The organism is Blastococcus sp. TBT05-19 (assembly GCF_003319095.1).
In the GTDB taxonomy this organism is placed as follows: Bacteria; Actinomycetota; Actinomycetes; order Mycobacteriales; family Geodermatophilaceae; genus Blastococcus.
The window spans coordinates 905,527-932,340 of the sequence record NZ_QOHI01000001.1; the positions used below are offsets into that span (position 1 = coordinate 905,527).

General features: G+C 73.8%; 27 protein-coding genes. 19 read left to right on the plus strand and 8 right to left on the minus strand.

What is annotated here, in order from left to right; translation table 11 throughout:
• The first annotated feature begins 20 nt into the window (after window positions 1-20).
• Entirely contained in the window at window positions 21-1,640 is a 1,620-nt protein-coding gene (locus tag DQ244_RS04430; RefSeq protein WP_113810186.1) for an ABC-F family ATP-binding cassette domain-containing protein, read from the plus strand.
• 4 nt (window positions 1,641-1,644) lie between these two features.
• Here DQ244_RS04430 and DQ244_RS04435 read toward each other — a convergent pair whose 3' ends face one another.
• Window positions 1,645-2,847 carry an alanine racemase gene (locus DQ244_RS04435; RefSeq protein ID WP_113810654.1) on the minus strand — a complete coding sequence of 401 codons (1,203 nt, stop codon included), beginning with the start codon at window positions 2,845-2,847 and terminating at the stop codon, window positions 1,645-1,647.
• 103 nt (window positions 2,848-2,950) lie between these two features.
• Between DQ244_RS04435 and DQ244_RS04440 the strand changes: the two genes are divergently transcribed.
• Window positions 2,951-4,282 (plus strand): D-arabinono-1,4-lactone oxidase, encoded by a 1,332-nt coding sequence (locus DQ244_RS04440; RefSeq protein WP_233491163.1) that lies wholly within the window; start codon window positions 2,951-2,953, stop codon window positions 4,280-4,282.
• A 20-nt stretch (window positions 4,283-4,302) separates the two neighbouring features.
• On the opposite strand, the gene DQ244_RS04445 is transcribed toward DQ244_RS04440, so the two are convergent.
• Window positions 4,303-5,196, minus strand: a complete 894-nt coding sequence (locus DQ244_RS04445; RefSeq protein WP_113810187.1) for an oxidoreductase — start codon at window positions 5,194-5,196, stop codon at window positions 4,303-4,305.
• A 99-nt stretch (window positions 5,197-5,295) separates the two neighbouring features.
• Between DQ244_RS04445 and DQ244_RS04450 the strand changes: the two genes are divergently transcribed.
• Complete coding sequence (locus DQ244_RS04450; RefSeq protein ID WP_233491164.1) at window positions 5,296-5,979, plus strand: DNA alkylation repair protein; 684 nt, start codon at window positions 5,296-5,298, stop codon at window positions 5,977-5,979.
• Between the two features lie 64 nt (window positions 5,980-6,043).
• Here DQ244_RS04450 and DQ244_RS04455 read toward each other — a convergent pair whose 3' ends face one another.
• Window positions 6,044-7,225, minus strand: coding sequence for an alcohol dehydrogenase catalytic domain-containing protein (locus DQ244_RS04455; RefSeq protein ID WP_113810188.1), 1,182 nt, complete (start codon window positions 7,223-7,225; stop codon window positions 6,044-6,046).
• Window positions 7,226-7,502: 277 nt separating this feature from the next.
• Between DQ244_RS04455 and DQ244_RS19810 the strand changes: the two genes are divergently transcribed.
• The 3 genes from DQ244_RS19810 to DQ244_RS04475 all read left to right on the plus strand — a co-directional run bounded on the left by DQ244_RS19810 (window position 7,503) and on the right by DQ244_RS04475 (window position 11,597).
• Window positions 7,503-9,491: a M23 family metallopeptidase gene (locus tag DQ244_RS19810; protein ID WP_233491165.1), complete on the plus strand. Its 1,989-nt coding sequence runs from the start codon at window positions 7,503-7,505 to the stop codon at window positions 9,489-9,491.
• A 103-nt stretch (window positions 9,492-9,594) separates the two neighbouring features.
• Window positions 9,595-10,512, plus strand: coding sequence for a cation diffusion facilitator family transporter (locus DQ244_RS04470; RefSeq protein ID WP_113810189.1), 918 nt, complete (start codon window positions 9,595-9,597; stop codon window positions 10,510-10,512).
• Between the two features lie 89 nt (window positions 10,513-10,601).
• The gene (locus tag DQ244_RS04475; RefSeq protein WP_233491166.1) at window positions 10,602-11,597 is read left to right on the plus strand and encodes a cytochrome c oxidase assembly protein; all 996 of its coding nucleotides are present in this window, start codon (window positions 10,602-10,604) and stop codon (window positions 11,595-11,597) included.
• A gap of 51 nt (window positions 11,598-11,648) precedes the next feature.
• Here DQ244_RS04475 and DQ244_RS04480 read toward each other — a convergent pair whose 3' ends face one another.
• Window positions 11,649-13,244: an MFS transporter gene (locus DQ244_RS04480; RefSeq protein ID WP_233491167.1), complete on the minus strand. Its 1,596-nt coding sequence runs from the start codon at window positions 13,242-13,244 to the stop codon at window positions 11,649-11,651.
• Window positions 13,245-13,325: 81 nt separating this feature from the next.
• Between DQ244_RS04480 and DQ244_RS04485 the strand changes: the two genes are divergently transcribed.
• From DQ244_RS04485 to serB, 4 genes are all read left to right on the plus strand, one after another.
• A complete protein-coding gene (locus DQ244_RS04485) occupies window positions 13,326-13,835 on the plus strand; it encodes a metallophosphoesterase (RefSeq protein ID WP_199580166.1) in 510 nt (169 codons plus the stop codon).
• 11 nt (window positions 13,836-13,846) lie between these two features.
• Window positions 13,847-14,692 carry a putative RNA methyltransferase gene (locus DQ244_RS04490; RefSeq protein ID WP_113810658.1) on the plus strand — a complete coding sequence of 282 codons (846 nt, stop codon included), beginning with the start codon at window positions 13,847-13,849 and terminating at the stop codon, window positions 14,690-14,692.
• 64 nt (window positions 14,693-14,756) lie between these two features.
• Complete coding sequence (gene ctaD / locus DQ244_RS04495; RefSeq protein WP_113810192.1) at window positions 14,757-16,514, plus strand: cytochrome c oxidase subunit I; 1,758 nt, start codon at window positions 14,757-14,759, stop codon at window positions 16,512-16,514.
• Window positions 16,515-16,669: 155 nt separating this feature from the next.
• Window positions 16,670-17,920, plus strand: coding sequence for a phosphoserine phosphatase SerB (serB, locus tag DQ244_RS04500; RefSeq protein ID WP_113810193.1), 1,251 nt, complete (start codon window positions 16,670-16,672; stop codon window positions 17,918-17,920).
• 9 nt (window positions 17,921-17,929) lie between these two features.
• Here the strand turns inward: serB and DQ244_RS04505 are convergent, their stop codons facing one another.
• On the minus strand, window positions 17,930-18,496 hold the full coding sequence (locus DQ244_RS04505; RefSeq protein WP_113810194.1) for an isochorismatase family protein: 567 nt from the start codon (window positions 18,494-18,496) through the stop codon (window positions 17,930-17,932).
• A gap of 16 nt (window positions 18,497-18,512) precedes the next feature.
• Window positions 18,513-19,796 carry a nicotinate phosphoribosyltransferase gene (locus DQ244_RS04510; protein WP_113810195.1) on the minus strand — a complete coding sequence of 428 codons (1,284 nt, stop codon included), beginning with the start codon at window positions 19,794-19,796 and terminating at the stop codon, window positions 18,513-18,515.
• Window positions 19,797-19,855: 59 nt separating this feature from the next.
• On the opposite strand from DQ244_RS04510, the gene clpS reads away from it, so the two are divergent.
• Window positions 19,856-20,152 (plus strand): ATP-dependent Clp protease adapter ClpS, encoded by a 297-nt coding sequence (gene clpS / locus DQ244_RS04515; RefSeq protein ID WP_113810196.1) that lies wholly within the window; start codon window positions 19,856-19,858, stop codon window positions 20,150-20,152.
• Entirely contained in the window at window positions 20,149-20,646 is a 498-nt protein-coding gene (locus DQ244_RS04520; protein ID WP_113810197.1) for a DUF2017 family protein, read from the plus strand. The genes clpS and DQ244_RS04520 overlap by 4 nt, the downstream gene beginning before the upstream one ends.
• On the opposite strand, the gene DQ244_RS04525 is transcribed toward DQ244_RS04520, so the two are convergent.
• Window positions 20,585-20,938 carry a hypothetical protein gene (locus DQ244_RS04525; RefSeq protein WP_113810198.1) on the minus strand — a complete coding sequence of 118 codons (354 nt, stop codon included), beginning with the start codon at window positions 20,936-20,938 and terminating at the stop codon, window positions 20,585-20,587. The genes DQ244_RS04520 and DQ244_RS04525 overlap by 62 nt on opposite strands.
• Before the next feature lie 92 nt (window positions 20,939-21,030).
• Between DQ244_RS04525 and DQ244_RS04530 the strand changes: the two genes are divergently transcribed.
• The 6 genes from DQ244_RS04530 (at window position 21,031) to DQ244_RS04555 (ending at window position 25,636) form a co-directional block, all read left to right on the plus strand.
• Complete coding sequence (locus tag DQ244_RS04530) at window positions 21,031-21,516, plus strand: Mov34/MPN/PAD-1 family protein (protein ID WP_113810659.1); 486 nt, start codon at window positions 21,031-21,033, stop codon at window positions 21,514-21,516.
• Window positions 21,517-21,639: 123 nt separating this feature from the next.
• The gene (locus tag DQ244_RS04535; protein WP_104526275.1) at window positions 21,640-21,918 is read left to right on the plus strand and encodes a MoaD/ThiS family protein; all 279 of its coding nucleotides are present in this window, start codon (window positions 21,640-21,642) and stop codon (window positions 21,916-21,918) included.
• Window positions 21,919-21,967: 49 nt separating this feature from the next.
• Entirely contained in the window at window positions 21,968-22,918 is a 951-nt protein-coding gene (locus tag DQ244_RS04540; protein ID WP_113810199.1) for a PLP-dependent cysteine synthase family protein, read from the plus strand.
• Window positions 22,919-23,070: 152 nt separating this feature from the next.
• The gene (murI, locus tag DQ244_RS04545; RefSeq protein ID WP_113810200.1) at window positions 23,071-23,895 is read left to right on the plus strand and encodes a glutamate racemase; all 825 of its coding nucleotides are present in this window, start codon (window positions 23,071-23,073) and stop codon (window positions 23,893-23,895) included.
• Window positions 23,892-24,635, plus strand: a complete 744-nt coding sequence (locus tag DQ244_RS04550; protein WP_113810201.1) for an MBL fold metallo-hydrolase — start codon at window positions 23,892-23,894, stop codon at window positions 24,633-24,635. The genes murI and DQ244_RS04550 overlap by 4 nt, the downstream gene beginning before the upstream one ends.
• 50 nt (window positions 24,636-24,685) lie before the next feature.
• Window positions 24,686-25,636, plus strand: coding sequence for a DNA polymerase domain-containing protein (locus tag DQ244_RS04555; RefSeq protein ID WP_113810202.1), 951 nt, complete (start codon window positions 24,686-24,688; stop codon window positions 25,634-25,636).
• Window positions 25,637-25,648: 12 nt separating this feature from the next.
• On the opposite strand, the gene DQ244_RS04560 is transcribed toward DQ244_RS04555, so the two are convergent.
• Window positions 25,649-26,218 carry a GNAT family N-acetyltransferase gene (locus DQ244_RS04560; protein WP_199580170.1) on the minus strand — a complete coding sequence of 190 codons (570 nt, stop codon included), beginning with the start codon at window positions 26,216-26,218 and terminating at the stop codon, window positions 25,649-25,651.
• Between the two features lie 90 nt (window positions 26,219-26,308).
• Here DQ244_RS04560 and DQ244_RS04565 point away from each other — a divergent pair, with 90 nt between their 5' ends.
• On the plus strand, window positions 26,309-26,794 hold the full coding sequence (locus DQ244_RS04565) for a DUF4262 domain-containing protein (RefSeq protein WP_113810203.1): 486 nt from the start codon (window positions 26,309-26,311) through the stop codon (window positions 26,792-26,794).
• Window positions 26,795-26,814: the final 20 nt, after the last annotated feature.

Consider the following 26,814-nt stretch of genomic DNA (forward strand, 5'->3'; position numbering starts at 1 on the left):
GGGCACGGGAGGATGACGGCGTGGGCTACGTCGACGTCAGTGCGGTCCGGCACACCCTCTCCGACGGGCGGGTGCTGCTCGACGACGTCTCGTTCCGGATCGGCGAGGGCGCCCGCGCCGCGCTGGTCGGCGAGAACGGCGCGGGGAAGACGACGCTGCTGCGGATCATCGCCGGCGACCTGGTGCCCGAGGCCGGTGCGATCGCGCGCACCGGTGGGCTCGGGGTCATGCGCCAGTTCATCGGTTCCGTGCGCGACGACACCACCGTGCAGCGCATGCTGGTCGACCTGTCGCCGCCGGCGGTGCGGGCCGCCTGGGACGCCGTCGAGTCGGCCGAGCTGGCGCTGATGGAGACCGACGACGAGCGGGCCCAGATGGCCTACGCCGGCGCGCTCGCCGAGTGGGGGGACGCCGGCGGCTATGACGCCGAGGTCACCTGGGACACGGTCACCGTCGCGGCACTCGGCGTGCCCTACGACCGGTGCAAGTACCGCGAGCTCAACACCCTCTCCGGCGGTGAGCAGAAGCGGCTGGCGCTGGAGGCGCTGCTGCGGGGACCCGACGAGGTCCTGCTGCTCGACGAGCCGGACAACTACCTCGACGTGCCGGGCAAGCGCTGGCTGGAGGAGCGGCTGCTCGAGACCCGCAAGACGGTGCTGTTCGTGAGCCACGACCGCGAGCTGCTGGCCCGCGTCGCCGACCGGGTGGTCACCGTGGAGGGCGGCGGCGCCTGGGTGCACGGCGGCGGTTTCGGCAGCTACCACGAGGCGCGGACCGCCCGGCACGAGCGGCTGGCCGAGCTGCGCCGTCGCTGGGACGAGGAGCACCAGCGGCTGATCGACCTGGTGCGCACCCTGCAGCAGCAGGCGGCGAACTCACCCGACATGGCCAACCGCTACCACGCGATGCAGACCCGGCTGGCCAAGTTCGAGGCGGCCGGCCCGCCGCCGGAGCGGCCGCCGGAGCAGAAGGTCGCGATGCGGCTGCGCGGCGGACGGACCGGCGTGCGTGCGGTCACGGCCGAGCAGCTGGAGCTCACCGGGCTGATGAAGCCGTTCGACGTCGAGATCTTCTACGGGGACCGGGTCGGGGTGCTCGGGGCCAACGGCGCGGGCAAGTCGCACTTCCTGCGGCTGCTGGCCGGCCAGTCGGTGGCGCACACCGGCGACTGGCGGCTGGGCGCGCGCGTCGTCCCCGGGTTCTTCGCCCAGACCCACGCGCACCCGGAGTGGCAGGACCGGACGCCGGTCGACCTGCTGTGGCACGGCGAGCCCGGGCGGCCGGGGGTCGACCGTGGCCGGGCGATGGCCGCGCTGCGCCGCTACGGGCTCATCGTCGCCGCCGACCAGCCGTTCCGGACGATGTCGGGTGGCCAGCAGGCGCGGTTCCAGATCCTGCTGCTCGAGCTGTCGGGCGCGACGCTGCTGCTGCTCGACGAGCCCACGGACAACCTCGACGTGCTCTCGGCCGAGGCGCTGGAGGAGGCGCTGGCCGCGTTCGACGGCACGGTCCTCGCCGTGACCCACGACCGCTGGTTCGCCCGGTCCTTCGACCGCTTCGTGGTCTTCGGCGCCGACGGCCGCGTGTACGAGTCCGCCGAGCCGGTGTTCGACGAGACCAGGGTGGTCCGCGCCCGCTGAGGCGCTAGCCGAACGCCCCGCCCTCGCCGCGGTAGGTCGGGAAGCGGCCGGGAACGGCGTCGCCGGCCAGCGCGTGGAGCTCGTCGACGTGCTCGCACACCTCGCCGGCCTTGGCGTGGCGGAACCAGACCCGGTCGCCCACGCGGAGGTCACCCGCGCCGCGCAGCGGGGTCTGCACCTCGCCGGTGCCCTCGGTGGGGAGCCAGCGGAGCCCCGCCGGGAAGGTCGGCGTGGGCAGCCGGTCGGCGCCCGGCGGTCCGGAGGCGATCCAGCCACCACCGGCCACGGTCACCACGCCGGCCGCGGGCGCACGGGTCACCGGGACGGCGTAGTAGGTCGCCGGCCTCGCGGTGAAGGCACGGTACCCGTCGAACAGCACGGGGGAGTAGAGCCCCGATCCGGCCGCGACCTCGGTGACGGCGTCCTCGATCGCGGTCCGCTCCAGGCTCCCGGTGCCGCCGCCGTTCACGAACTCCAGGGGCGCCACCTCCGACACCGCGGCGACGACCGCGGCGCGGCGGGCGGCGAGCTCGCGGGCGGAGACCGCCTGCAGCCCGCGCACGGCGAGTCCCCGCAGACGCCGGCCGGCCGGCGCGTCCTGCACCCCGGCGATCTGGGCCTCGTAGGCCATCAGCCCCACGAGCCGGACGCCGTCGCGCGCGGCCACCCGGCGGGCCAGGGCGACGGCGTCCTCCGGGGTGTGCACCGGCGAACGGCGGACGCCGATGTGCACCCGGCCTCCCGCGGTGCGCAGCGAGGCGTCGACGTCCAGGCAGACGCGCAGCTCCGGACGGCGGCCGGGCGGGACGACGTCGTCGATCAGGTCGAGGTGGTCGGCGGAGTCGACCATGAGCGTGATCCGGGCGGCGGCGGTCTCGTCCGCGGCGAGCGCGCGCAGCGCCGCGCGGTCCACCGAGGGGTAGCCCACGACGACGTCGTCGCTCACGGCATCGTCCCCGGAGGCGAGCCACAGGGCCTCGCGCAGCGAGTAGCCCAGCACGCCGGCGAAGCCCGGCCGGGCCAGCACCCGGCGCAGCACCGCGCGGCAGCGCACCGACTTGCTGGCGACGCGGATCGGCTTGCCGCCGGCCCGGGCGGTCAGATCGGCGGCGTTCGCGTCCAGCGCGTCGAGGTCCAGCACCGCGAACGGCGGGTCCAGGTCGGCGGTCGCGCGCTCCAGGCGCTCGTGCAGCCGGTCCGCGGTCATCCGCCGCAGCGTGCCCGGGCCGGCGCCGGGGGGCAAGGGCGCGCAGCCGGTTGACCGGGGCGGCCGGTGCCCAGCAGAGTGCGCGCTCGACGGAGGGAGACCGGTGATCGAGGTGGCCGAGCTGCCCGCGCCCACGCGCTGGCGGAACTGGGCGGGCAACCAGCGGGCCGACGTCCCGGTGGTGCACCCGGGGTCGGCGGAGGAGGTCGCCGAGCTGCTCGTCTCCGCCGCGGCGGCCGGGCGCCGGGTGCGACCGATCGGCAGCGGGCACTCCTTCAGCGCGGTGGGGCGGCCCGAGGACGTCCAGCTGGTCTGCGACCGGCTGGCCGGCATCCGGGCGGTCACCGAAGCCGGGCTGGTCACCGTCAGCGCCGGGACGACGCTGCACCGGCTCAACCTGGAGCTGCAGCGGCGCGGCTGGTCGCTGACCAACCTGGGCGACGTCGACCGGCAGACCGTCGCCGGAGCGCTGGCGACCGGCACGCACGGCACCGGCGCCCGGTTCGGAGGACTGGCCACGCAGGTGCGCGGGCTGGAGATCGTGCTGCCCTCCGGTGAGGTCGTCGAGTGCGACGCCGTGCGCCGGCCCGAGCTGTTCGCCGCGGCGCGGGTGGGGCTGGGCGCGCTGGGCGTGGTGACGGCGGTGACGCTGCAGGCCGAGCCCGCGTTCGCGCTGCGCGCCGTCGAGGGGCCCGGCACGCTCACCGCGGCGGTGGAGGGCTTCGACGAGCTGATGACCTCCACCGACCACGTCGAGTTCTACTGGTTCCCGCACACCGACGCGACGCTGCTGAAGTGCAACACCCGCGTGCCCGTGGACGGCCTGGCCCCGCTGCCGCGCTGGCGTGCGGTGTGGGACGACGAGCTGCTCGCCAACGCGGCGTTCGCCGGCGTCGTCGCGGCCGGCCGGCGGGTGCCTGCCCTGGTGCCGCCGCTGGCCCGGCTGTCGGCCCGGGCACTGGGGGCGCGGACGTGGACCGACCACTCCCACCGGGTCTTCGTGTCCCGGCGCCGGGTGCGCTTCCTGGAGATGGAGTACGCCGTGCCGCGGGAGACGGCGCCGCACGTGCTGGCCGAGCTCCGGCGGGTGCACGAGGCCAGCGACTGGCGCGCGGCGTTCCCCGTGGAGGTCCGGACGGCCGCCGCCGACGACATCCCGCTGTCGACCGCCTCGGGCCGCGACACCGCCTACATCGCGGCGCACGTGCCCGCGGGCAGCGATCCTGGCTGCTGGTTCGGCGCGCTGGAGCGGCTCGCCGGCGAGGTGGGCGGACGTCCGCACTGGGGCAAGCTGCACGGTCTGGACGCCGCCGTGCTGCGCGAGCGCTATCCGCGGTTCGACGAGGTCGTCGCGCTGCGCGACCGGCTCGACCCGGCCGGGGTGCTGGGCAACGCCTACCTCGACCGGGTGCTGGGCCCGGGAGCGCGCGGCTGACCCGCGCTCCCGGGGCGGGCTCAGCCCGCCGGGTCGGGCTCCCCGGTGCCGCCGATGCGGTCCAGCTCCGCGAGCTCCTCGGGGCCCAGCACGCGAGCGGCCGACTGCAGGTTCTCCTCCAGGTGCGCCACCGACGAGGTGCCCGGGATGAGCAGCAGGTTGGGGGAGCGGGCCAGGAGCCATGCGAGCGCCACCTGCATCGGCGTCGTCTCCAGTCGGCGGGCGACCGTCTCGAGCGCCGCGGACTGCAGCGGGCTGAAGCCGCCGAGCGGGAAGAACGGCGTGTAGGCGACGCCCTCCCGGGCGAGCGCGTCGATGAACGCGTCGTCCGCCCGGTGCACGAGGTTGTAGTGGTTCTGCACGCACACGACCGGCGCGATGGCGCGCGCCTCCGCGAACATCTGCGGCGTCACGTTGCTGATGCCCAGGTGCCGGACCAGCCCCTCCTGCTGCATCGCGGCCAGTGCCTCGAACGGCTCGGCCAGCGAGCGCTGCACGGGCTCGGCGAAGCCGGGCATCCGCAGGTTGACCACGTCCAGGGCCTCGACGCCGAGGTGCTCGATGTTCTCCGGCACGGCCCGGCGCAGGTCCTCGGGGTCGAGGGCCTCGGGCCAGCCGCCGTCGGCGTCCCGGCGGGCACCGACCTTGGTCACGACGACCAGGTCCTCGGGATAGGGGTGCAGCGCCTCGCGGATCAGCTCGTTGACGACGGTCGGGCCGTAGTAGTCGCTGGTGTCGATGTGGTTGACGCCGAGCTCGACCGCGCGACGGAGCACCGCGATCGCGGCGTCCCGGTCGCGCGGCGGGCCCATGACGTGCGGCCCGGCGAGCTGCATGGCGCCGTAGCCGAGGCGGCGGACCTCCCGGTCCCCGAGGAGCTGGCTGCCGGACTTCTCCGCGGTGGTGGTCGTCATGGCTGCGCAGGTACCCAGCCGCGACCGGGCATGCGCGTCCGCTCCGGCAGGCGCTCCCCGCCCTAGGCTGCGGCTCTCGCCGAGGGACAGGAGGCCGGGGTGGCCGGGACGACGCAGACCGGGACGACGGTGGACGAGGTGATGGCCGAGCTGGCCGCGCTCGAGGACCCGCGCTTCCGTGCGGTGAACGAGCAGCACGGCGACGACCACGGGGTGAACCTCGGCGCGCTCCGTGCGCTGGCGAAGCGGCTGAAGACCCAGCAGGACCTCGCCTGCGCGCTCTGGGAGACCGGGGACAGCGCGGCCCGGCTGCTGGCCCTGCTGATCTGCCGCCCCAAGGCGTTCGACCGGGACCAGCTCGACGTCATGCTGCGCGGGGCACGCCGGCCGAAGGTGCACGACTGGCTCGTGAACTACGTCGTGAAGAAGAGCCCGCACGCCGAGGAACTGCGCCTGCTCTGGTCCGCCGACCCCGACCCGGTGGTCGCCAGCGCCGGCTGGGCGCTGACCAGCGAGCGCGTCCGGAAGCGGCCGGAGGGCCTCGACCTGGCCGGGCTGCTCGACGTCGTCGAGGCGGAGATGGCCGGCGCGCCGGACCGCCTTCAGTGGGCGATGAACGAGTGCCTGGCCCACATCGGCATCGAGCACCCGGCGTACCGCGCTCGGGCCGTGGGCATCGGGGAGCGCCTGCGCGTGCTCGAGGACTACCCGACCTCCCCGGGCTGCACGTCGCCGTTCGCACCCACCTGGATCGCCGAGATGGTGCGCCGGCAGGAGGCCTGACCGGCTCCCGACGGCACGAGGCCCCGGCCGGCGGCGTGCCGGTCGGGGCCTCGTCGTCCCGGGATCAGGGCTGGATGAGCACCTTGACGGCGCCGTCCTTCTTCTCGCGGAAGTTCATGTAGGCCTGCGGGGCCTCCTCCAGCGAGACCCGGTGCGTGGCGAACTCGTCCACGCCCAGCGGGTCGCCGTCGAGCAGCAGCGGGAGGATGTCGGGCACCCAGCGCCACACGTTGGCCTGCCCCATGCGCAGCTGGATCTGCTTGTCGAACATGCGCATGAGGGGCAGCGGGTCGGTGGCGCCCCCGTACACACCGGACAGCGAGATGGTGCCGCCGCGGCGGACGGCCTCGATGGCGGTGTTCAGCGCGGCGAGCCGGTCGACACCGGCCACCTGCATGACCTTCTCCATGAGCGCGTCCGGGACGATCGCGGTCGCCTTCTGCAGGGCGGAGGCGACCGGGGACCCGTGCGCCTCCATGCCGACGGCGTCGATGACGGCGTCGGGGCCGCGGCCGTCGGTCAGGTCGCGCACCTGGGAGACCACGTCGGCCTGGGTGGTCGAGTCGATGACGGTGATCCCGTTGCGCCGGGCCCGCGCCAGCCGCTCGGGGACGACGTCGGAGGCGATGACCTGGCCGGCTCCCAGGTGCTTGGCGATGCGGGTGCACATGTCGCCGATGGGACCGAGCCCGAGGACCAGCACGCTGCCGCCGTCGGGGATGCCGGCGTACTGGACCGCCTGCCAGGCGGTGGGGAGCACGTCGGAGAGGTAGACGAAGCGGTCGTCGAGCGGTGCGTCGGGCACCTTGATCGGCAGCGTGTTGCCGAAGGGCACCCGGAGGTACTCGGCCTGGCCGCCCGGCACCTGCCCGTAGAGCTTCGTGTAGCCGAACAGCGAGGCGCCGAAGCCCTGCTCGCGGTTCTGCGTCGTCTCGCACTGGGAGTTCAGCCCCTGGGAGCACATCCAGCAGGTGTTGCACGAGATGTTGAACGGGACGACGACGCGGTCGCCGGGCTTCACGGCGGTCACCTCGCGGCCGACCTCGCGGACGATGCCCATCGGCTCGTGACCCATCACGTCGCCGACGGACATGAACGGCGCCATGACCTCGATGAGGTGCAGATCGGAGCCGCAGATCCCGCTCGAGGTGATCTCGACGATCACGTCCGTCGGGTCCTGGAGAACGGGGTCGGGAACCGTGTCCACCCGGACGTCTCCCCGGCCGTGCCAGGTCACTGCGCGCATGCGGAATCTCCCTCGATCGGACCGCGAATCGGGCCGTGAAAGCTCTTCGTGACCCGGATCGCGCAACTCTCAACCATCCGCGGCGCGCCCCTCACGATCTGTTACGCGAGTTCTACGGACTGTCGAACCACAGACGTGGAGCTTCGTGACCTGGTTCACATAACTCGAGGTCAGTACCCCCGTCTGCAGATCACGAATCCATCACGCCGTGTTTACATGGGCCCCGCTCCTCTCCCCGGGGGCCGCACTGCAATGTCCGCCGACGGAAGTCAGGTGCATGAGTTCGCTCCACCACGACCGCCTCCTCGCAGAGGGCGCGGTGCCGGTCGACCAGACCGTCACAGCCCTCGCTCCGGCCCGCACGACGAGCACCTCGTCCCGCGGATCCCGGAACGGGCAGGCCGGGTCCACGGTCCCCACGCAGCGCCAGGGGAAGGCGCCAGCAGGGACCCGTCGGACCGCCGACTCGACCACTCCTCCCACCCGGGCCGCCCGGGCAGCGGCTGCCGCCGGCACCCTCGCCGCCGGCGCCAAGGCCGCCCGCAGCGCGACGGCGAAGGCCGCCGGCTCCAAGGCCGTGACCGCCACCGCGGCCACCGCGCGGGCCGCCTCGGCGAAGGCCGCCACCGCGACCGCCGCCGCGACCCGCAAGGCCGCTGCCGCCGCACGCACCGCCGCGGCCGCGAAGCGAGCTCAGGCGAAGACCGCACCGGCTCCGGTGGTCACCGCCGGGAAGGCTGCAGCTGCTGAGCCGGCCGCCGTGAAGGCCGCCGCCGCGAAGCCGGCCGCTGCGAAGACTGCAACCGCCAGGGCTGCCGCTGCGAAGCCGGCCGCTGCGAAGACTGCAACCGCCAAGGCTGCCGCTGCGAAGCCCGCCGCCGCTGCGAAGCCTGCCGCCGCTGCGAAGCCGGCAGCAGCCAAGGCGGCCGCCGCCAAGCCGGCCGCTGCCAAGGCTGCAGCAACGCCGGCCGCTGCGAAGACTGCCGCCGCCGCGAAGCCCGCCGCTGCGAAGGCTGCCGCCACCAAGGCGGCGGTCACGCCGGCTGCCGCCAAGGCTGCCGTCACGAAGCCCGCCCCGGCGAAGCCCGCCACGAAGCCCGCCGTCGCGAAGCCCGCCACCAAGGCTGCCGCCGCGAAGCCTGCCGCCACCAAGGCGGCGGCCAGCAAGCCCGCGGCCACGAAGCCGGTCGTGGCCGACGTCGCCACGGTCAAGCCGACCACCGAGAAGGCCAGTGCGACCGGCACCGCTCCGGTGCCGGCCCCCGTCGCGAAGCCGGCGGCCGCGCAGACCGCCGCCGTGGCACGGGCCCGCGGCCGGCACCGCGCCGAGACGGCGAGCTCCGCCCGCATCACCGCGGCCCGCGCGGTCGTCGCGAAGGCCATCGCCGCCAAGGCCGCCGCGTCGGCGGAGACGGGTGCGCAGCGCCCCACTCCGTACAAGCGCACCCCGGTGGCCGTCGTCGAGACCGTGGCCGAGGTCGTGCCGCAGGCGTCTGCTGCCGAGACGGCCGTCGTCGTCGAGGTGGCCCGCGGCCGGCGTGGCCTGCTGACCCGGCGTCCGCCGACGAACCGGCGGCGCGCCTCGATGTACCTCGCCGCGGCCCTCGTGGGCGCGATGAGCATCAGCGGCGCGGCTGCCGGTCAGCCGACCGAGGTCGAGACCACGCCCGTCAGCCACTCGGTCAGCGTCGCCGAGCAGCTGGGCATCGAGGCTGCTGCTCCGGCGTTCGTCGCCAACGCCGAGGCGGCCTCCCGTCTGCAGGGCCTGGTCAGCAGCCGCAACGTCCGCGACGCCGAGCGCACGGCCGCCGCCGACGCCCAGGCCGAGGCCGACCGGCTCGCCGTGGAGGCAGCTGCCGAGGCCGCCCGCCCCAAGGTCGTGCACCCGGCGCCCGGCGCCCGCCTCACCAGCAGCTTCGGTCCCCGCTGGGGCACGCTGCACGCCGGCATCGACCTCGCCGCGCCGATGCGCACCCCTGAGTTCGCGGTCATGGACGGCGTCGTGCTCGAGGCCGGCCCGGCCAGCGGCTTCGGCCTCGCCGTGTACATCCAGCACGAGAACGGCGACGTCACCGTCTACGGCCACATGGACGAGATCCTCGTCGAGGCCGGCCAGGTGGTCCGTGCGGGCGACACCATCGCCCTGCTCGGCAACCGCGGCCAGTCGACCGGCCCGCACCTGCACTTCGAGGTGCACGCCGGCGGCCTCAACGGCACGAAGATCGACCCGCTGCCCTGGCTTCGGGAGCGCGGCGTCGACATCTGACCCGCCGCACCGTCTCGACGCCCCCGACCGGATCGTCCCGGTCGGGGGCGTCGTGCGTGGGGGAGACTGCGGTGCGGGTCCGCGAGCGGGGAGGAGGCAGCAGATGGGGCACGGGCACGCGCACGCGTCGGGCACCGCCGCCGGGCCGCAGCGCCGTCGTCTCGCCGTGGTCCTCGGGCTCACCGTGGGCGTGCTGGTCGCCGAGGTCGTCGGCGCCGTCGTCTCCGGCTCGCTGGCCCTGCTGGCCGACGCCGGCCACATGGCCACCGACGCCGCCGGCATCGCCATCGCGCTCGGCGCGGTCACCCTCGCGCAGCGGCCGGCCCGCGGGCGCCGCACCTTCGGCTGGCAGCGGGCCGAGATCCTCGCCGCCGTCGCCAACGCCCTGCTCCTGCTGGGCGTGGCCGGCTACGTGCTGGTGGAGGCCGTCCGCCGGATCGGGAACCCGCCCGAGGTGGGCGCGGGCCTGATGCTGGTCATCGCCGTCGTCGGCCTGGCGGTGAACCTGGCCGGGCTCGTGGTGCTGCACCGCGGCCGGGAGAAGTCCCTCGCCGTCCGCGGCGCCTACCTCGAGGTGCTCGCCGACGCACTGGGCTCGGTGGCGGTCATCGTCGCCGCCGTCGTCATCACGACCACCGGGTGGACGGCGGCGGACACGGTCGCGTCGCTGGTCATCGGCTTCCTCGTCCTGCCGCGCGCCTGGCACCTGCTCCGCGAGGCGCTCGACGTGCTGCTGGAGGCGGCGCCGCGCGGCGTGGACCTGGACGAGGTGCGGGCGCACATGCTGGGCGTCGACGGCGTCATGGGCGTGCACGACCTGCACGCGTGGACGATCACCTCGGGCCTGCCGGTGCTCTCGGCGCACGTCGTCGTCACCGACGAGGCGCTGGCCGCCGGTCACGGCGGCCGCGTGCTCGACGCGCTCTGCGCCTGCCTGGGCGACCACTTCGACGTCGAGCACTGCACGTTCCAGCTCGAGGCGGAGACGCACGCCGGCCACGAGGCCCCCGTCCACGACTGAGGAAGGACCACCCTTCCCCCCACGGCTCGCTCCGCTCGCCGCGGGTCCCTGAAGGGGGGCCGTTTCCAGGACGTCGCCGCGGTGGGACAGTGGGGGAAGGGCAGGCCGGCCGGCAGGAGGAGATCGCGGTGGAGCACGGGCACCACGGGGGGATGTGGGTCCCGGAGGACCCGCCGACGCTGGCTCGGCTGTTCCTGCCGCACCTCGACGCGTGGTCGGTCCTCGCCGTTCTGAGCGTCGTCGGCGTCGTCGCCTACCTGGCCGCGGTCGTCCGGCTGCGTCGCTCGGGCGTGGCCTGGCCGTGGTGGCGCACGGTCGCCTGGATCGCTGGCTCCGCGTCGCTCTTCGCCGTCACCGGCACCTGGTTCAACGGCTACAGCATGGTGATCTTCAGCGTGCACATGGCGCAGCACATGGTGCTGTCGCTGATCACCCCGCTGCTCCTGCTGCTGGCCGCCCCGGTGACCCTCGCCCTGCGGACGCTGCCCCGGGGGCAGGGTGTCGCCGGTACGCCCCGGGCGCTGCTGCTCAGCGGGCTGCACAGCAGGTTCGCCCAGTTCGTCGCGCACCCGCTGTTCAGCGTGCCGCTGTTCATCGCGAGCCTCTACGGCGTCTACTTCACCCCGCTGTTCGACGCGCTCATGACCAACCCGGTCGGGCACCAGTTCATGCTGGCGCACTTCGTCGTCACCGGGCTGCTCTTCTTCGGGCCGATCGTGGCGCAGGACCCGTGGCCGCGGACGCTGAGCCACCCGGGCCGGATGATCGAGCTCTTCCTGCCGGTGCCGTTCCACGCGTTCTTCGGCGTCGCGATCATGATGGCCGGGACGCTGGTGGTCGACAGCTTCGCCGAGCCGCCGGCCGGGTGGGGCATCGACCCGCTGGGCGACCAGGGCATCGCCGGCGCCATCGTCTGGTCGTTCGGGGAGCTGCCCACGGTGCTCGTGCTCGCCGTCGTCTTCTTCTCCTGGGTCGGTTCCGACGAGCGACGGGCCCGTTCGCTCGACCGCGCCGCCGACCGCAGCGGCGACGTGGAGCTGGCCGCGTACAACGCCCGCCTGCGCGCGCTGGCCGACCGGGGCTGAACGCACCGCGGCCCGCACCCCCGAGGGGGCACGGGCCGCAGTGCGGAGCAGTCATCCGACGTGGACGACGGCCTCGCCCTCGGCCGGCAGGTCGTCCTTGGTCGCCTTGATCAGGAAGGCCGAGACGACCGCACCCGCCACCAGCAGGACCGACGCCCAGGTGAAGGCGGTCGTGTAGCCCTCGACCTGCGCCGCGAGCCCGACGGCCGGGTCCTGCGGGTTCGCCCCGGAGGTGAGGGCGTCAGCGGTGTAGCTGCTGATCGCCGCCACCGACAGGGAGGCCAGGACGGCGGTGCCGATCGACGCGCCGATCTGCTGCGTGGCGTTGAGCATCGCGCTCGCCGCGCCGGCGTCGTGCACGCCCGCCCCGACCAGCGCCAGGTTCGACAGCGGGACGAAGGTGAAGCCCAGGCCCAGGCCCAGCAGGACCTGACCGGGGAAGGGCAGCTGCCAGAACCCGGTGTCGAGGCCGACGAAGGAGAGCGTGAACAGCCCGGCCGCGGCCAGCAGACCGCCCAGCACCATCAGCGGCTTCGGGCCGATCCGCGGCACGAGCGCGCTGGCCGCACCCGCGGAGACGAAGACGCCCAGCGTGACCGGGAGCGACGCGAGGCCGGCCTCGACCGGCTCGTAGCCCAGCACCTGCTGGAAGTACAGGCTCAGGAAGAAGAAGGCCCCGATGAGGCCGGCGCCGACCAGCGTCGAGGTCAGGTACGCTCCGCCGCGGTTGCGGTCGAGCACGATCCGCATCGGCAGCAGCGGGTTCCTGGTGCGCATCTCCACCACGACGAACACCGCGACCAGGACCAGGCCGGCCACGATGAACAGCCAGGCCGGGCCGTCGGTCCAGCTGCTCTCTGGGCTCACCAGCCGGGTCGCCCCCTGCGCGGCCGCCCGCGCGTTGGCCTCGGCGGCCTCGATCGAGTTGGTCTGCGAGGCCTCGGCGACGCGGGTGAAGCCGTAGACGATCGACGCCAGGCCCAGGGTGATCAGGACGGCGCCGGGGATGTCGTACCTCGTGTCACCGGGAGCCTTGCTCTCGGGAACGATCGGGATGGCCAGCACGATCGCGAGCAGGGCCACCGGCAGGTTGACCCAGAAGCACCAGCGCCAGTCGGCGTACTCGGTCAGCACGCCACCGAGCAGCAGGCCGATGGCCGAGCCACCGCCGGCGATGGCGCCGTAGACGCCGAAGGCCTTGGCGCGCTCCTTGGGGTCGGTGAAGAGCACGGTCAGCAGGGCCAGCGAGGCGGGGGCGAGCAGCGCGCCGAACACACCCTGCAGGGCGCGGGCGCCGAAGAGCATGGCCTCGTTCTGGGCGATGCCACCGAGCGCGGAGGCGACGGCGAAACCGGCGGCACCGACCAGGTAGGTCCGCTTCCGGCCCCAGAAGTCCGCGATGCGGCCGCCCAGCAGCAGGAAGCCGCCGAAGGTCAGCGTGTAGGCGGTGACGATCCACTGCTGGCTGGCGCTGCTGATGCCCAGGTCCTCGGTGACGGCGGGCAGCGCGATGTTGACGATGGTGGCGTCGAGGATGACCAGCAGCACGGTCATCGCGATGACGCCGAGCGCGAGCCAGCGGCGCTCGTACGGCTCGTCGGTGCCGGCGCCGCCGGGCGCGGCAGAGGTGGTCTCGGGATGGGTCACGTTCGTAGTCCTCGGGGTCGTGCGGGGATCGGCCGGGTTGCCGGCCGACGGGAGAACGTAGCGGGCTGGGACCATGTCGTCGTGCCCGTTTCGATGGTGGTGACCACCGACACGCACGTTCCGAAGCGGGCCCGTGACCTCCCTCATTCCCTGTGGCACCTGATCGAGGCAGCCGACCTCGTCGTGCACGCCGGCGACTGGGTGGACCTCGCCCTGCTCGACGAGTTCGAGCGCCGGTCCCGACGACTGGTCGCGGTGTACGGGAACAACGACCACGGGGCCTTCCGCGAGCGGCTGCCGGAGGTGGCCCGCTTCGAGGTGGAGGGGCTGCGGTTCGCCGTCGTGCACGAGACCGGTGACGCCAAGGGGCGCGAGGCGCGCTGCGCCGCACGGTTCCCCGACGTCGACGTGCTGGTGTTCGGGCACAGCCACATCCCGTGGGACACGACGGCGCCCTCGGGACTGCGTCTGCTCAACCCCGGCTCGCCCACCGACCGGCGCAGGCAGCCGCACGGCACCTACGTCACCGCCGTCGCCGACGCCGGCCGACTCCGGGACGTGACCTTCCACGCGGTCCCGCCCCGCCGGTGAGCGCCCCTCCGCTGGACCCGCGTGCCGTCGCCGCGCTCGCCTGCCCGGTGTGCGCCACCCCCTTCACCGTCGACGACGGCGGCGCGGGTCTGCGCTGCGCCGAGGGTCACCGGGTGGACCGCGCGCGGCAGGGGCACCTCACGCTGCTGCCGCCGGGCCGCCGACCGCCGACGGGGGACTCGGCCGAGATGGTCGCCGACCGGGTCGCGTTCCTCTCGGCCGGTCACTACGACCCGCTCACCGCGGTGCTCCGGGACGCCGTCCTCGACGGCGGACCGGCCCCGCGGACGCTGGTCGACCTCGGCGGCGGGACCGGGCACCACCTCGCGCACGTCCTCGACGACCTGCCCGACGCAACCGGGCTGGTGCTCGACGCGTCGCGCTACGCCGCCCGGCGCGCGGCGCGGGCCCACCGCCGCGCGATCGCCGTCGTCGCCGACGCGTGGGCGCGGCTGCCCCTGCTCGACGGCGCCGCCGACCGGGTGCTGGTCGTCTTCGCCCCGCGCAACGGCGCCGAGATCGCGCGGGTGCTGCGCCCGGGGGGACGGCTGGTCGTGGTGACCCCGTCACCGGACCACCTCACCGAGATCGTCGGGCCGCTCGGGCTGCTCCGCGTCGACCCCGACAAGGCCGAGCGGCTCGCCGCCACGCTCGAGCCGCACCTGTCGCCGGCCGGCTCCACCGCGCACCGCTGGACGGCCTCGCTGGACCGGTCCGCCGTCGCCACCCTGGTCGGGATGGGGCCGCACGCACGGCACCTGGCGCCGCAGGTCCTCGCCGCGTCGCTGGACCGTCTGGCCCCCTCCGTCCAGGTCACGATCGCGGTCGACCTGGGCATCTGGACGCGGTCGTCGTGACGCCTGCGGCGCGCCCGCACCGCCCGTCCTGAGCGCTCGGCCGGCACGGTCTAAGCTGCGACCCGTGACGATTGCACCGGCGCCAATCGTGAGCAGGCCCAGCCCGGCTCACGTGGTCGAGAAGGGCTCGCGGCTCTCGAACCTGCTGCGGACCACGGACCACAAGACCATCGGTCTGATGTACCTGGCCACCTCGTTCGCGTACTTCATCGCGGGCGGGCTGATGGCCATGCTGATGCGCGGTGAGCTCGGCCGACCCGGCCTCCAGCTGCTCTCTCCCGAGCAGTACAACCAGCTCGTGACCATGCACGGCACGGTCATGCTGCTGATGTTCGCGACGCCGCTGTTCTTCGCGTTCGCGAACCTGATCATGCCGCTGCAGATCGGCGCGCCGGACGTCGCGTTCCCGCGGCTGAACGCCTTCTCCTTCTGGCTGTTCTTCTTCGGCAGCCTGATCGCGGTCTCGGGCTTCCTGACGCCGGGCGGTGCCGCCGACTTCGGCTGGTACGCCTACGCGCCGCTCTCCGACGCGGTGAACAGCCCCGGCGCCGGCGCGAACCTGTGGTTCGCCGGCCTGGCCGTCTCGGGTCTGGGCACGATCCTCGGTGGCGTCAACTTCATCGCCACGATCGTCTGCCTCCGCGCCCCGGGCATGACGCTGTTCCGGATGCCGATCTTCACCTGGAACGCGCTCGTCACCAGCGTCCTGATCCTGCTGGCGTTCCCGATCCTCACCGCCGCGATCATGGCGATGCTGGCCGACCGCAACCTCGGTGCGCTGGTCTACTCGGCCGAGAACGGCGGCCCGATGCTGTGGCAGCACCTGTTCTGGTTCTTCGGCCACCCCGAGGTCTACATCATCGCGCTGCCGTTCTTCGGCATCGTGACCGAGGTGATCCCGGTCTTCGCCCGGAAGCCGCTGTTCGGCTACAAGGGCATGGTCTTCGCGACGCTGTCCATCGCGGCCCTCTCGGTCGCGGTGTGGGCGCACCACATGTTCGCGACCGGCGCGGTCCTGCTGCCCTTCTTCGCCTTCATGACCTACCTGATCGCGGTGCCGACCGGCATCAAGTTCTTCAACTGGCTCGGCACCATGTGGCGCGGTCAGATGACCTTCGAGACGCCGATGCTGTTCTCGATCGGCTTCATGGTGACCTTCCTCCTGGGCGGGCTCACCGGTGTGCTGCTGGCCAGCCCGCCGCTGGACTTCCACGTGAACGACAGCTACTTCGTCGTCGCGCACTTCCACTACGTGGTGTTCGGCACCGTCGTGTTCGCCGCCTACGCCGGCGTCTACTTCTGGTTCCCGAAGATGTGCGGCCGGATGATGGACGAGCGGCTGGGCAAGCTGCAGTTCTGGCTGACCTTCATCGGCTTCCACGGCACGTTCCTCGTGCAGCACTGGCTGGGCGCCGAGGGCATGCCGCGCCGCTACGTGGACTACCTGGAGACCGACGCGTTCACGACGCTGAACATGATCTCCACGGTCTTCTCGTTCGTGCTGGGCGCCTCGGTCATCCCGTTCGTCTACAACGTCGTGAAGTCCTGGAAGTACGGGAAGCTCGCCCTGCGCGACGACCCGTGGGGTCACGGCAACTCCCTGGAGTGGGCGACGTCGTCCCCGCCGCCGCGGCACAACTTCGTCGAGATCCCCAAGATCCGGTCGGAGCGTCCGGCGTTCGAGGCGCACTACCCGCACCTCCTGCAGCGGCTCCAGGACGAGGCGCACGTCGGCAAGCGGCACAAGCCCTACGCCGGGGTCAGCGAGCTGGGCGGCACCGCCGGCCCGCGTCAGGGTCCGAACGACCCCGACCCCACCTGAGGAAGGACCTCGTTCCCCCCACCGCTCGCAGGCTCGCGGCGGGTCCCTGAACGAGGCCACTCCAGCACGTCACCTGATGCCCCGTCGGCCTTCGGCCGACGGGGCGTCGGCGTCCCGGGGGCGGGCGGCGCGGGCCGGTGCGGCACGATGGCGCCGTGCCGCTCGCCCCCAGTCCCCGCCAGCAGCCGGTCGAGCCGGCTCCGGCGCGGGCGCTGCTCACCGTCACCGGAGCGGACCGCCCGGGGGTGACCGCCCGCCTCTTCGGCGGGCTCGCCGGCACCAGGGCGCCGGTGGAGGTCCTCGACGTCGAGCAGGTCGTGGTGCACGGTCACCTGGTGCTCGGCGTCCTCGTGGGTGCCGTGGCCGACGGCGGGGCGCCGCTGGGCGAGCAGGAGCTGCTCGACCAGCTGCGCGAGGTGGGCCGCGAGGTGGCGATCGCCATGGGGGTCCGCGTCGAGGTGGAGTCGGCCAGCGGCCCCGCGTCGTCGGGCGCGTCCGGTCGGCAGCACCACGTGATCGTGCTCGGCCGGCCCGTTCCCCCCGAGGCCGTGGCTGGCGCCGCCCAGGCGGTAGCCGGGATCGGCGGCAACATCGACGCCATCCGCCGGCTCTCGGACTACCCGGTCACCAGCTTCGAGCTGACCGTCTCCGGCGCCGAGGCCACCGCGCTGCGCACGGCGCTGGCCACGGTGGCCGCCACGACCGGCGCCGACATCGCGGTCGAGCAGGTGGGTCTGGCCCGGCGCAGCAAGCGGCTGATCGTGCTCGACGTCGACTCGACGCTGGTGCTCGGGGAGGTCATCGACGAGCTGGCCGCCCGCGCCGGCCGGGCCGCGGAGGTCGCCCGCATCACCGCGGCGGCCATGAACGGGGAGCTGGACTTCGCCGAGTCCCTGCGGGCCCGGGTGGCGGTCCTCGAGGGGCTGCCGGAGGAGGTGCTCGACGAGGTGCGGGAGCACCTGGTGCTGACGCCGGGGGCCCGCACGCTCATCCGCACGCTGCAGCGGCTGGGCTTCCGCTGCGGCATCGTCAGCGGCGGCTTCACCCAGATCACGGACCCGCTCGCCGAGAGCCTGGGGCTGGACTTCGCGGCGGCCAACACCCTGGAGGTCGTCGACGGCCGGCTCACCGGCGGGCTGGTGGGCGAGATCGTCGACCGGCCGGGCAAGGCGCGGGCGCTGATCCGGTTCGCCGAGCAGTACGGGATCCCGCTGGACCAGACGGTCGCGGTGGGCGACGGCGCCAACGACCTCGACATGCTCAACACCGCGGGGCTGGGCATCGCCTTCAACGCCAAGCCGTTCGTGCGGGAGCAGGCGCACACGGCGCTCAACCAGCCCTACCTCGACGCCGTCCTGCAGGTGCTCGGCTTCACGCGGGACGAGGTCCTCGACGCGGTCCCCTGATCCGTCCGCTCAGGGGCGGTGGACCGCGCCCTCCAGCTCGACGCCGGCGGTGCGCAGCTGGTCCAGGGCGGCCTCGACCGTGCCCTCGGCGACGCCCGCGGTGAGCGGCAGCAGCACCCGGGTGGCGAAGCCCGCCGCCACGGCGTCCAGGGCGGTGGCGCGCACGCAGTGGTCGGTGGCGATGCCCACGACGTCGACGGCATCGACCCCGCGGGCCCGCAGCCAGTCGACCAGCCCGGTGCCCTCGGCCGCGCCCTCGAAGCCGGAGTAGGCGGCGGCGTACTCGCCCTTGTCGAACACCGCCTCGATCGGGCCGCGGTCCAGCGCCGGGTGCAGCTCGACGCCGCCGGTGCCGACGACGCAGTGCGCCGGCCAGGTCTCGACGAAGTCGGGGGAGTCGGCGAAGTGGTGCCCCGGGTCGACGTGGTGGTCCCGGGTGGCGACGACGTGGTCGTACCCCGCCGTCCGGACGTGCTCGGTCACCGCGGCGGCGACGGCGGCCCCTCCGGCCACGGCCAGGCTGCCGCCCTCGCAGAAGTCGTTCTGCACGTCGACGACGATCAGTGCTCGGGTCACGGGTGCGGTCCCTTCGTCAGGCGGTGAGTGTCTCGAGGGCGGGCTCGCCGCGGGACAGCGCCCAGCCCTCGGCCGGCAGGGCCGCCCTCACGCGCTCGTGGTGCTCGCGGGCCAGGCGCAGCGCCTCGGCGGGGGAGACGTCGGCGCAGATCCGCCCCGCCCGCACGAGCGGGACCAGCAGGTCGCGGTCGCCGTCCCGGGGCTCGATCGGCGCGCTGCTGACCACCTCGGCGGTGGCGGTGCCGTCGGCGTCGTGGCGGCGGACGGCGTGCTTGCGGCCGCCGACGGAGTTCTTCCCCTCCGAGCGCTTGGCCACCGGCACGCCGTCGCGCTCGACGAGCTTGTAGACCATCCCGGCCGTGGGCGCACCCGACCCGGTGACCAGCGAGGTGCCGACGCCGTAGCCGTCGACCGGGCCGGCCATGAGACCGGCGATCGCGTACTCGTCCAGGTCGCTGGTGACGATCACCCGGGTCGAGGTGGCCCCGAGCTCGTCCAGCAGCTGGCGGGCGCGCGCGGCGAGCGTCGGCAGATCGCCGGAGTCCAGCCGGATGCCGCCGAGCTGCGGCCCGGCCACCTCGACGGCGGTGCGGATGCCCTGCTCGACGTCGTAGGTGTCGACGAGCAGCGTCGTCCCGACCCCCAGGGCATCGACCTGGGCCCGGAACGCCGACCGCTCGTCGTCGTGCAGCAGCGTGAAGGCGTGCGCGCTGGTGCCCGTGGTCGGGACGCCGTAGCGCCGGCCGGCCTCCAGGTTGGAGCTGGCGGTGAAGCCGACCAGGTGGGCCGCGCGGGCGGCCGCGACGGCGGCCTCCTCGTGGGTGCGCCGGGAGCCCATCTCGATGCACGGCCGCTCGCAGGCGGCGGCCACCATGCGCGCCGCGGCCGACGCGATCGCGGAGTCGTGGTTGAGGATCGACAGGGCGAGGGTCTCCAGCAGCACCCCCTCGGCGAAGGACGCCCGCACGGTGAGCACGGGGGAGCCCGGGAAGAAGAGCTCGCCCTCGGCGTAGCCGTCGACGTCGCCGGAGAAGCGGAAGCCGGCCAGCCAGTCCAGCAGCCGCTCGTCGGTCAGCCCCTGCTCCCGCAGGGTGGCCAGCTCGTCGTCGCCGAAGCGGAAGCCCGGGAGCGCCTCCAGCAGCCGCCCGGTGCCGGCCAGGACGCCGTAGCGCCGGCCGTGCGGCAGGCGGCGGGCGAAGACCTCGAAGACGCAGTCGCGGGCCGCGGTGCCGTCGGCGAGCGCCGCGGCCAGCATGGTCAGCTCGTAGCGGTCGGTGAACAGCGCGGTGGCCCTCGGCATGGCATCGGAGCCTAGGCGGCGAGGCGTGCGCGGGCAGCGTCGCGTTCTAAGGTGGACCCGTGGCCGGACCCCTCGCGCCGACATGGACGCCCGACACCTCCGTCGAGGAGGAGAGCGACCTCGACCGTCCCTGGGTGACCATCGTCTGGAACGACCCGGTCAACCTCATGAACTACGTGACCTTCGTGCTGCAGGAGCTCTTCGGCTACGACGAGGCGAAGGCGACCGAGCTCATGCTCCAGGTGCACCACGAGGGGCGCGCGATCGTCAGCTCCGGTCCGCGGGAGCGGATGGAGCACGACACCAGCCGTCTGCACGCCTACGGGCTGTGGGCCAGTTACCAGAAGGACTCGTGAAGCCGTTCCGTGCCCGGAAGGGCGAGATCGTCGCCCGGCTCGACCGTGCCGAGGCCGGCATCGTCGGGCTGCTCCTGGACCAGCTCGAGCAGCTGCTGGGCGCCGACGCCGACGACGTCGCGGGCGATCCCGTGCTCGAGCGGCTGTTCCCGCCGGGGCACCGCTCGGACCGGGAGATGGCCGAGGACTACCGGGAGCTAGCCGAGGAGTCGCTGCGCGGCGGCAAGGCCGACGACCTGGCCACCGTCCGTGCCACCCTGCCGGCCGACGGCGGGGAGGTCCGGCTGGACGCCGACCAGGCCGGCGCGTGGCTGCGCACGAGCAACGACCTGCGGCTGGCGCTGGGGACCCGGCTGGACATCACCGAGGACTCCGAGCCGCCGGAGGAGATCGCCGACGAGAGCGACCACCAGCTGGCGGTCTACTACTGGCTCACCGCCGTGCAGGGCTCGCTCGTCGACGCGCTGGTCGCCGGTCGCGCCGGCCGAAGGTGAGCAGCACGAGCGCCGCCACCAGCAGGTCGAGGGCGAACAGCACGTAGACCATGCCGTGCATCTCCACGTCGACCACCAGCACGCCGATGCTGGACACCAGCACCACCGCGGAGACGACGAACAGCAGCAGCAGGAGCAGGATCCGCAGCACCACGATCACGACGACCGAGGCGCGGTCGCCGGGCTCCGCGGCGCTGTAACCGCGGTGCCGGAACAGTCCCCGGGCGCCCAGGACGAAGGCGGGGATCGCCAGCAGCACGACACCGGCGACGAGCAGCGAGGGGACCAGCACGTCGGCGACCGTATCGGTCCCGCGCCGTCCGCTCCCGGGCGCCTGGCCGGGGGCACGCGGGATGTGGTGATCGTCCCGCCTAGACTGTGGCCGTGCTGCGCATCGCCCGCGCGACCTACGACGCCATCGTGGCCCACGCCCGGACCGACCACCCGGACGAGGCCTGCGGCGTCGTCGCCGGCCCCGAGGGGACCGATCGTCCCGAGCGCGTCGTCCCGATGCTGAACGCGGCGCGGTCGCCGACGTTCTACGAGTTCGACACCGCGGACCTGCTCACGTTGTACCGCGACCTCGACGACCGGGACGAGTGGGCCGTCGTCGTCTACCACTCGCACACCGCCACCGAGGCCTACCCGTCGCGCACCGACATCGGTTACGCCTCGGGCCCCGCGGCGGACCCGCGCACCCACTACGTCCTCGTGTCCACCCGGCACCACGGCCCGCAGACCGGGCTGGCCGACGACGAGGTCGAGTTCCGCAGCTACCGCATCGTCGACGGGGAGGTGTCGGAGGAGGAGGTCGAGATCGTCGAGACCCACCTGTTCGGGCACTCGCCGACGACCGTCGTCTACGACTGAAGCGGCTGAACGCCGCCGCCGTCCGGAATCGACGGCGGTTCCCGGGCGTTGCCCGGTCCAGACGCACGACTGCTGCCTCTCGCAGCGCCCCCTTTGCATCCACGTCCCGAGGAGAACCACGCCATGGCCATCGAGGTCCGGATCCCGACCATCCTGCGCACCCACACCGGCGGCAACAAGACCGTCGACGGCAGCGGGGACACCCTGGCCGCGCTGATCGACGACCTCGACAGCAAGCACTCGGGCCTGAAGAACCGCCTCGTCACCGAGGAGGGCAAGCTGCACCGCTTCGTCAACGTCTACGTCAACGACGAGGACGTGCGCTTCACCGGCGCCCTGGACACCCAGGTCAAGGACGGCGACTCGGTGACGATCCTCCCGGCGGTCGCGGGCGGCTGCTGAGCGGCTCCCCGCTCCCGTCCCCTCGTCCCCGTTCCCGGAAGAGTTCCTGATGGCCCGCTTCGCCTCTCTCGTCGACTCCCTCGGCGGCACCCCGCTGGTGGGGCTGCCGAACCTCTCGCCGACGCCTGACGTGCGTCTGTGGGCCAAGCTCGAGGACCACAACCCCACCGGCTCCATCAAGGACCGTGCCGCGATCACGATGATCGAGGCCGCCGAGAAGGAGGGGCTGCTGCAGCCGGGCTCGACGATCCTCGAGCCCACCAGCGGCAACACCGGCATCTCGCTGGCGATGGTGGCCCGGCAGCGCGGCTACAAGCTGATCTGCGTCATGCCCGAGAACACCTCGGTCGAGCGGCGCCAGCTGCTGGAGATGTACGGCGCGCAGATCATCCCGTCGCCGGCCGCGGGTGGGTCCAACCAGGCCGTGGCGATGGCCAAGGAGCTGGCCGCCGAGCACGACGACTGGGTGATGCTCTACCAGTACGGCAACCCCGGTAACGCGCTGGCGCACTACCAGGGCACGGCGCCGGAGATCCTCGCCGACCTGCCCTCGATCACCCACTTCGTGGCCGGTCTTGGGACGACGGGCACGCTCATGGGCTGCTCCCGCTACTTCCGCGAGCACAAGCCGGGCGTCCAGGTGATCGCCGCCGAGCCGCGCTACGGCGAGCTGGTCTACGGCCTGCGCAACATCGACGAGGGCTTCATCCCGGAGCTCTACGACGCCTCGCTGCTGGACTCGCGCTTCTCCGTGGGTCCGGACGACGCGATCCACCGCACCCGCCAGCTCGTCGAGCGCGAGGGCATCTTCGCCGGCATCTCGACCGGCGCGATCCTGCACGCCGCGCTCGGCATCGCCGACAAGGAGGTGGCGGCCGGACGCTCGGCCGACATCGTCTTCATCGTCTGCGACGGCGGCTGGAAGTACCTCTCCACCGGCGCCTACGCCGGCACGCTCGAGGAGGCGACCTCCGCGCTGGAGGGGCAGCTCTGGGCCTGATGACCGCGACGAACGCCCGCTGGGCGCCCTCTCCCGCTGCGGGAGAGGGCGCTCAGCGCGTTCTGGTCGGCCGTGAACTCGTCGGGTAGGAGCCCCCGGGACCGGGCAGTGCCGGGCAACCGTCGGACGTGCGGGCTAGCCTGACCGGCGACATGGGGACGCAGCCAGGAGCCGACGCGCCGATCGGCATCTTCGACTCGGGGGTCGGTGGGCTCACCGTCGCCCGGGCGGTGCTCGACCAGCTACCCGGCGAGTCGGTCCGCTACATCGGCGACACGGCGAACGGGCCCTACGGCCCGCTGCCGATCGCCGAGGTGCGCCGGCACTCCCTCGCCGTCATGGACGAGCTCGTCGACAGCGGCGTCAAGATGCTCGTGGTGGCCTGCAACTCCGCGAGCGCCGCCTCGCTGCGCGACGCCCGCGAGCGGTACGACGTCCCGGTCGTCGAGGTCGTGCTGCCCGCCGCGCGCCGGGCCATCTCGGCGACCCGCAACGGCCGGATCGGGGTCATCGGCACCCAGGCCACCGTCACCAGCGGCGCCTACGACGACGCGTTCGCCGCCGCTCCCGACGTCACGGTCACCTCCGCCGCCTGCCCCAGCTTCGTCGACTTCGTCGAGCGCGGCGTCACCAGCGGCCGGCAGCTCGTGGGCCTGGCGCAGTCCTACCTGGACCCGCTGCTGGCGGCCGACGTCGACACCGTCGTCCTGGGCTGCACGCACTACCCGCTGCTGACCGGCGTCATCTCGCTGGTCATGGGCGAGGACGTCACGCTGGTCTCCAGCGCGGAGGAGACCGCCAAGGACGTCTACCGGGTGCTCACCCGGGCCGATCTGCTCCGCGACGAGGACGCCGCGCCGCCACGGCACGCCTTCCTCGCCACCGGGGATCCCGAGCCGTTCGCCCGGCTGGGGCGCCGGTTCCTGGGGCCCGAGGTCGGCGCGGTGCTGCGCGCGGGAACGGTGGGTGCGGCGTGAAGCTGACCGTCATCGGCTGCTGCGGCAGCGGGCCGGGTCCGGACTCGCCGGCCTCCAGCTACCTGGTCGAGCACGACGGCTTCCGGCTGGTCCTCGATCTGGGCAGCGGTGCGTTCGGAGCGCTGCAGGGGCTGATCGATCCCGGCACGGTCGATGCGGTCTTCCTCTCGCACCTGCACGCCGACCACTGCCTCGACGTCGCGCCGTTCGTCGTGTGGGGCCGCTACTCGGGCCGGTCCACCGGTTCGCTCGTGCCGCTGTACGCACCGGTCGGCGCCGAGCGACGGCTGGCCCTGGCCTACGACATGGACGGCGAGGCGCTCACCGACGTCTTCGACTTCGTCCCGGTGGGGCCCGGAACCTTCCAGCTCGGTCCGTTCGAGGTCGAGCTGGCGCGCACCGCGCACCCCATCGAGTGCTACGCCATCCGGCTGACCGCCGGCGGACGGTCGCTGGTCTACACCGGTGACACCGGGCCGAGCGAGCAGGTGGTGGAGCTGGCCCGTGGCGCCGACGTGCTGCTCGCCGAGGCCGCGCACCCCGACAACGCCCGCGACCAGCCGCCGGGGCTGCACCTGACCGGGCGGCAGGCGGGCGAGCACGCGGCGGCGGCCGGGGTGCAGCGGTTGCTGCTGACCCACATCCCGCCGTGGGTGGACCACATCGGCCAGCTCTTCGCGGCGAGCTCGGTGTTCCCGGAGACCGAGCTGGTGCGCGCCAAGGCCACGTACGACATCTGAACGGGTGGCCCCGGTTGCCCGGCACAGGGCCGCCCGGCACGGTGGGCCGGGTGGACCCTGAACGCGACGGCGTGGCGCTGAGCAGCCTGGACTCCCCGCTCGGCGACGGGCTCGAGGTCGCCAAGCGTGCGCTGATCGACCACTTCGACGCGGTCGCGGACCGGCTCGTGCCGCTGCTGGCCGGCCGGCCGCTCTCGGTGAAGCGCGTGCGCCCGGGGCAGGCGCCGTTCATGCAGCGCAACGTCAGCAAGGGCGCCCCGGACTGGGTGCGGACGGCACCGGTCTGGTCCGAGGGCTCGCACCGGGAGATCCACCAGGTGCTCTGCGACGACCGGCGCACGCTGCTGTGGCTGGGCAACCAGCGGGCGGTCGAGCTGCACGTCCCGTTCCTGCGCGTCGGCTCGCCCGAGCCCACCGGCCTGGTGCTCGACCTCGACCCGCCCGAGGGCGCCGAGTTCCCGGTCGTCGTGGCCACCGCTCGGCTGGTGCGCCGCGCGCTGGAGGAGGCCGGGCTGGGCGGCGCGGTGAAGACCAGCGGCTCCAAGGGGCTGCACGTCGTCGTCCCGGTGCACGGGTCACCGCTGGAGGACGTCGCCGCCGCCACGCGGGCCCTCGCGGCGCGCACCGCGGCTCTCGACCCGGAGCTGGCCACCACCGCCTACCTGCTGGAGGACCGGGGCGGGCGGGTCTTCGTCGACTCCACGCGCTCGGGGCAGGGCACGATCGTGGCCGCCTACAGCCCGCGCATCCGCCCCGGCCTGCCCGTCTCCTTCCCGGTCGGTTGGGACTCCCTCGACGACGTCCGGCCCGGGGACTTCACGGTGACGACGGCGGCGGGACTGCTGGGCGACCGCGACCCGTGGGCCGAGGCGCTCCCGGAGCCGCAGCGGCTGCCCGCGGACCTGGTCACCGAGGGGCACACCATCCCGGTCGCCCGGGTGCAGGCCATGCACGAGGGCAAGCGCCGCAAGCGTGCTGCGGGATCCGCGGACGCCGGCTGAGCACCTGAGGCATCAGCCCGGGCGCAGCGCCGAGAGGACGAGCATGTCGCGGCGCCGTCCGCCGATCTCCAGATAGCCGCGCAGCAGCCCCTCGCGCTCGTAGCCGGCGTGCGCGGCGGTCCGCAGTGACGCGGTGTTCCAGGCCTCGATGTACAGCTCCACCCGGTGCAGACCCGGGATGGTCCAGGCGAAGCCGGTCAGGGCGGTGAGCGCGTCGGCCGCGCGCCCGTGCCCCCGGTCGCGGGGGGCGATGAAGTACCCCGCCGACGCGCGCCCGTGGTGCAGCTGGTCCAGCCACAGCCCGATCTGCCCGACGCCCCGGCCGCTCCCGGCGTCGGCGATCGCGAAGGAGAAGCCCCGCCCCGTCGCCCACCGCGCCCGGTTCCGCTCGACCCACTGCCGGGCCTGGTCTTCCGTGGCGTGCGGCGGCAGCGTGCTGACGAGCGGGACGTAGGGGTCGGTCGAGAGGTCGAGCCCGACGGCGAGGTCGGCGTCGACGAACTCCCGCAGCACCACGGAACCGTGCGCCGGCGGGATGGCGGGCCAGGGCGGGAGCGGCGACGGCGTCGACGGCTCGCTCACGCGGTCACGCTAGCGTCCCCAGGCCGGTGCCCTGTCCACAGGACCGCCGCTGCCCCGCGATGTGTCGGTGGTGCCCCCGAAGCTGTCCGCATGACGCAGGATCCGCAGACCATCGCCTGGCTCGACCAGGAGGACGCCCGGCTGGCCCAGGTGATCCGGCGGCACCGGGTGGCCGTCCAGCACGTCGCCGCCGGCGAGGGGAGCGGTGAACCGTCCTTCGGGTACACGGTCGGGCTCTTCGGCGTGGGGCATCCCGAGCTCGTCGTGGTCGCCGTGGAGCACGAGACGGCGTGCGGTCTCCTGAACACGGTCGCGGACATGGTGCTCGACGGTCGCGACCTCGTGCCGGGAGAGGTCCTCGCCGACGACGACGGCACCCCGGTGATCGTGGTCGAGGAGCTGCCCAACCCCGGGGAGGTCCTGTTCTCCGCCAACCGCTTCTACGGGCGGCCCGACGAGTTCTCCGTGCCCGCCTACCAGCTCACCTGGGCGCTTCCGGGCGGCCTGTTCCCGTGGGACGCCGGCTACCCGTGCGAGGAGGACTGCCAGCCGCGTCCCGGGACCTGGCGGGCGTAGGAGATGCCGAGCGTGGCTCG

Excerpts from the sequence above, each read along its gene's own strand:
- DQ244_RS04435 (WP_113810654.1), bottom strand. The coding sequence starts at position 2,847 with ATGACCGCGGACCGGCTGCACGAGCGCCTGGAGCGCGCGACCGCCGAC.
- DQ244_RS04445 (WP_113810187.1), bottom strand. The coding sequence starts at position 5,196 with ATGACGACCACCACCGCGGAGAAGTCCGGCAGCCAGCTCCTCGGGGAC.
- DQ244_RS04455 (WP_113810188.1), bottom strand. The coding sequence starts at position 7,225 with ATGCGCGCAGTGACCTGGCACGGCCGGGGAGACGTCCGGGTGGACACG.
- DQ244_RS19810 (WP_233491165.1), top strand. The coding sequence starts at position 7,503 with ATGAGTTCGCTCCACCACGACCGCCTCCTCGCAGAGGGCGCGGTGCCG.
- DQ244_RS04470 (WP_113810189.1), top strand. The coding sequence starts at position 9,595 with ATGGGGCACGGGCACGCGCACGCGTCGGGCACCGCCGCCGGGCCGCAG.
- DQ244_RS04510 (WP_113810195.1), bottom strand. The coding sequence starts at position 19,796 with ATGCCGAGGGCCACCGCGCTGTTCACCGACCGCTACGAGCTGACCATG.
- DQ244_RS04535 (WP_104526275.1), top strand. The coding sequence starts at position 21,640 with ATGGCCATCGAGGTCCGGATCCCGACCATCCTGCGCACCCACACCGGC.
- DQ244_RS04540 (WP_113810199.1), top strand. The coding sequence starts at position 21,968 with ATGGCCCGCTTCGCCTCTCTCGTCGACTCCCTCGGCGGCACCCCGCTG.
- murI (WP_113810200.1), top strand. The coding sequence starts at position 23,071 with ATGGGGACGCAGCCAGGAGCCGACGCGCCGATCGGCATCTTCGACTCG.
- DQ244_RS04565 (WP_113810203.1), top strand. The coding sequence starts at position 26,309 with ATGACGCAGGATCCGCAGACCATCGCCTGGCTCGACCAGGAGGACGCC.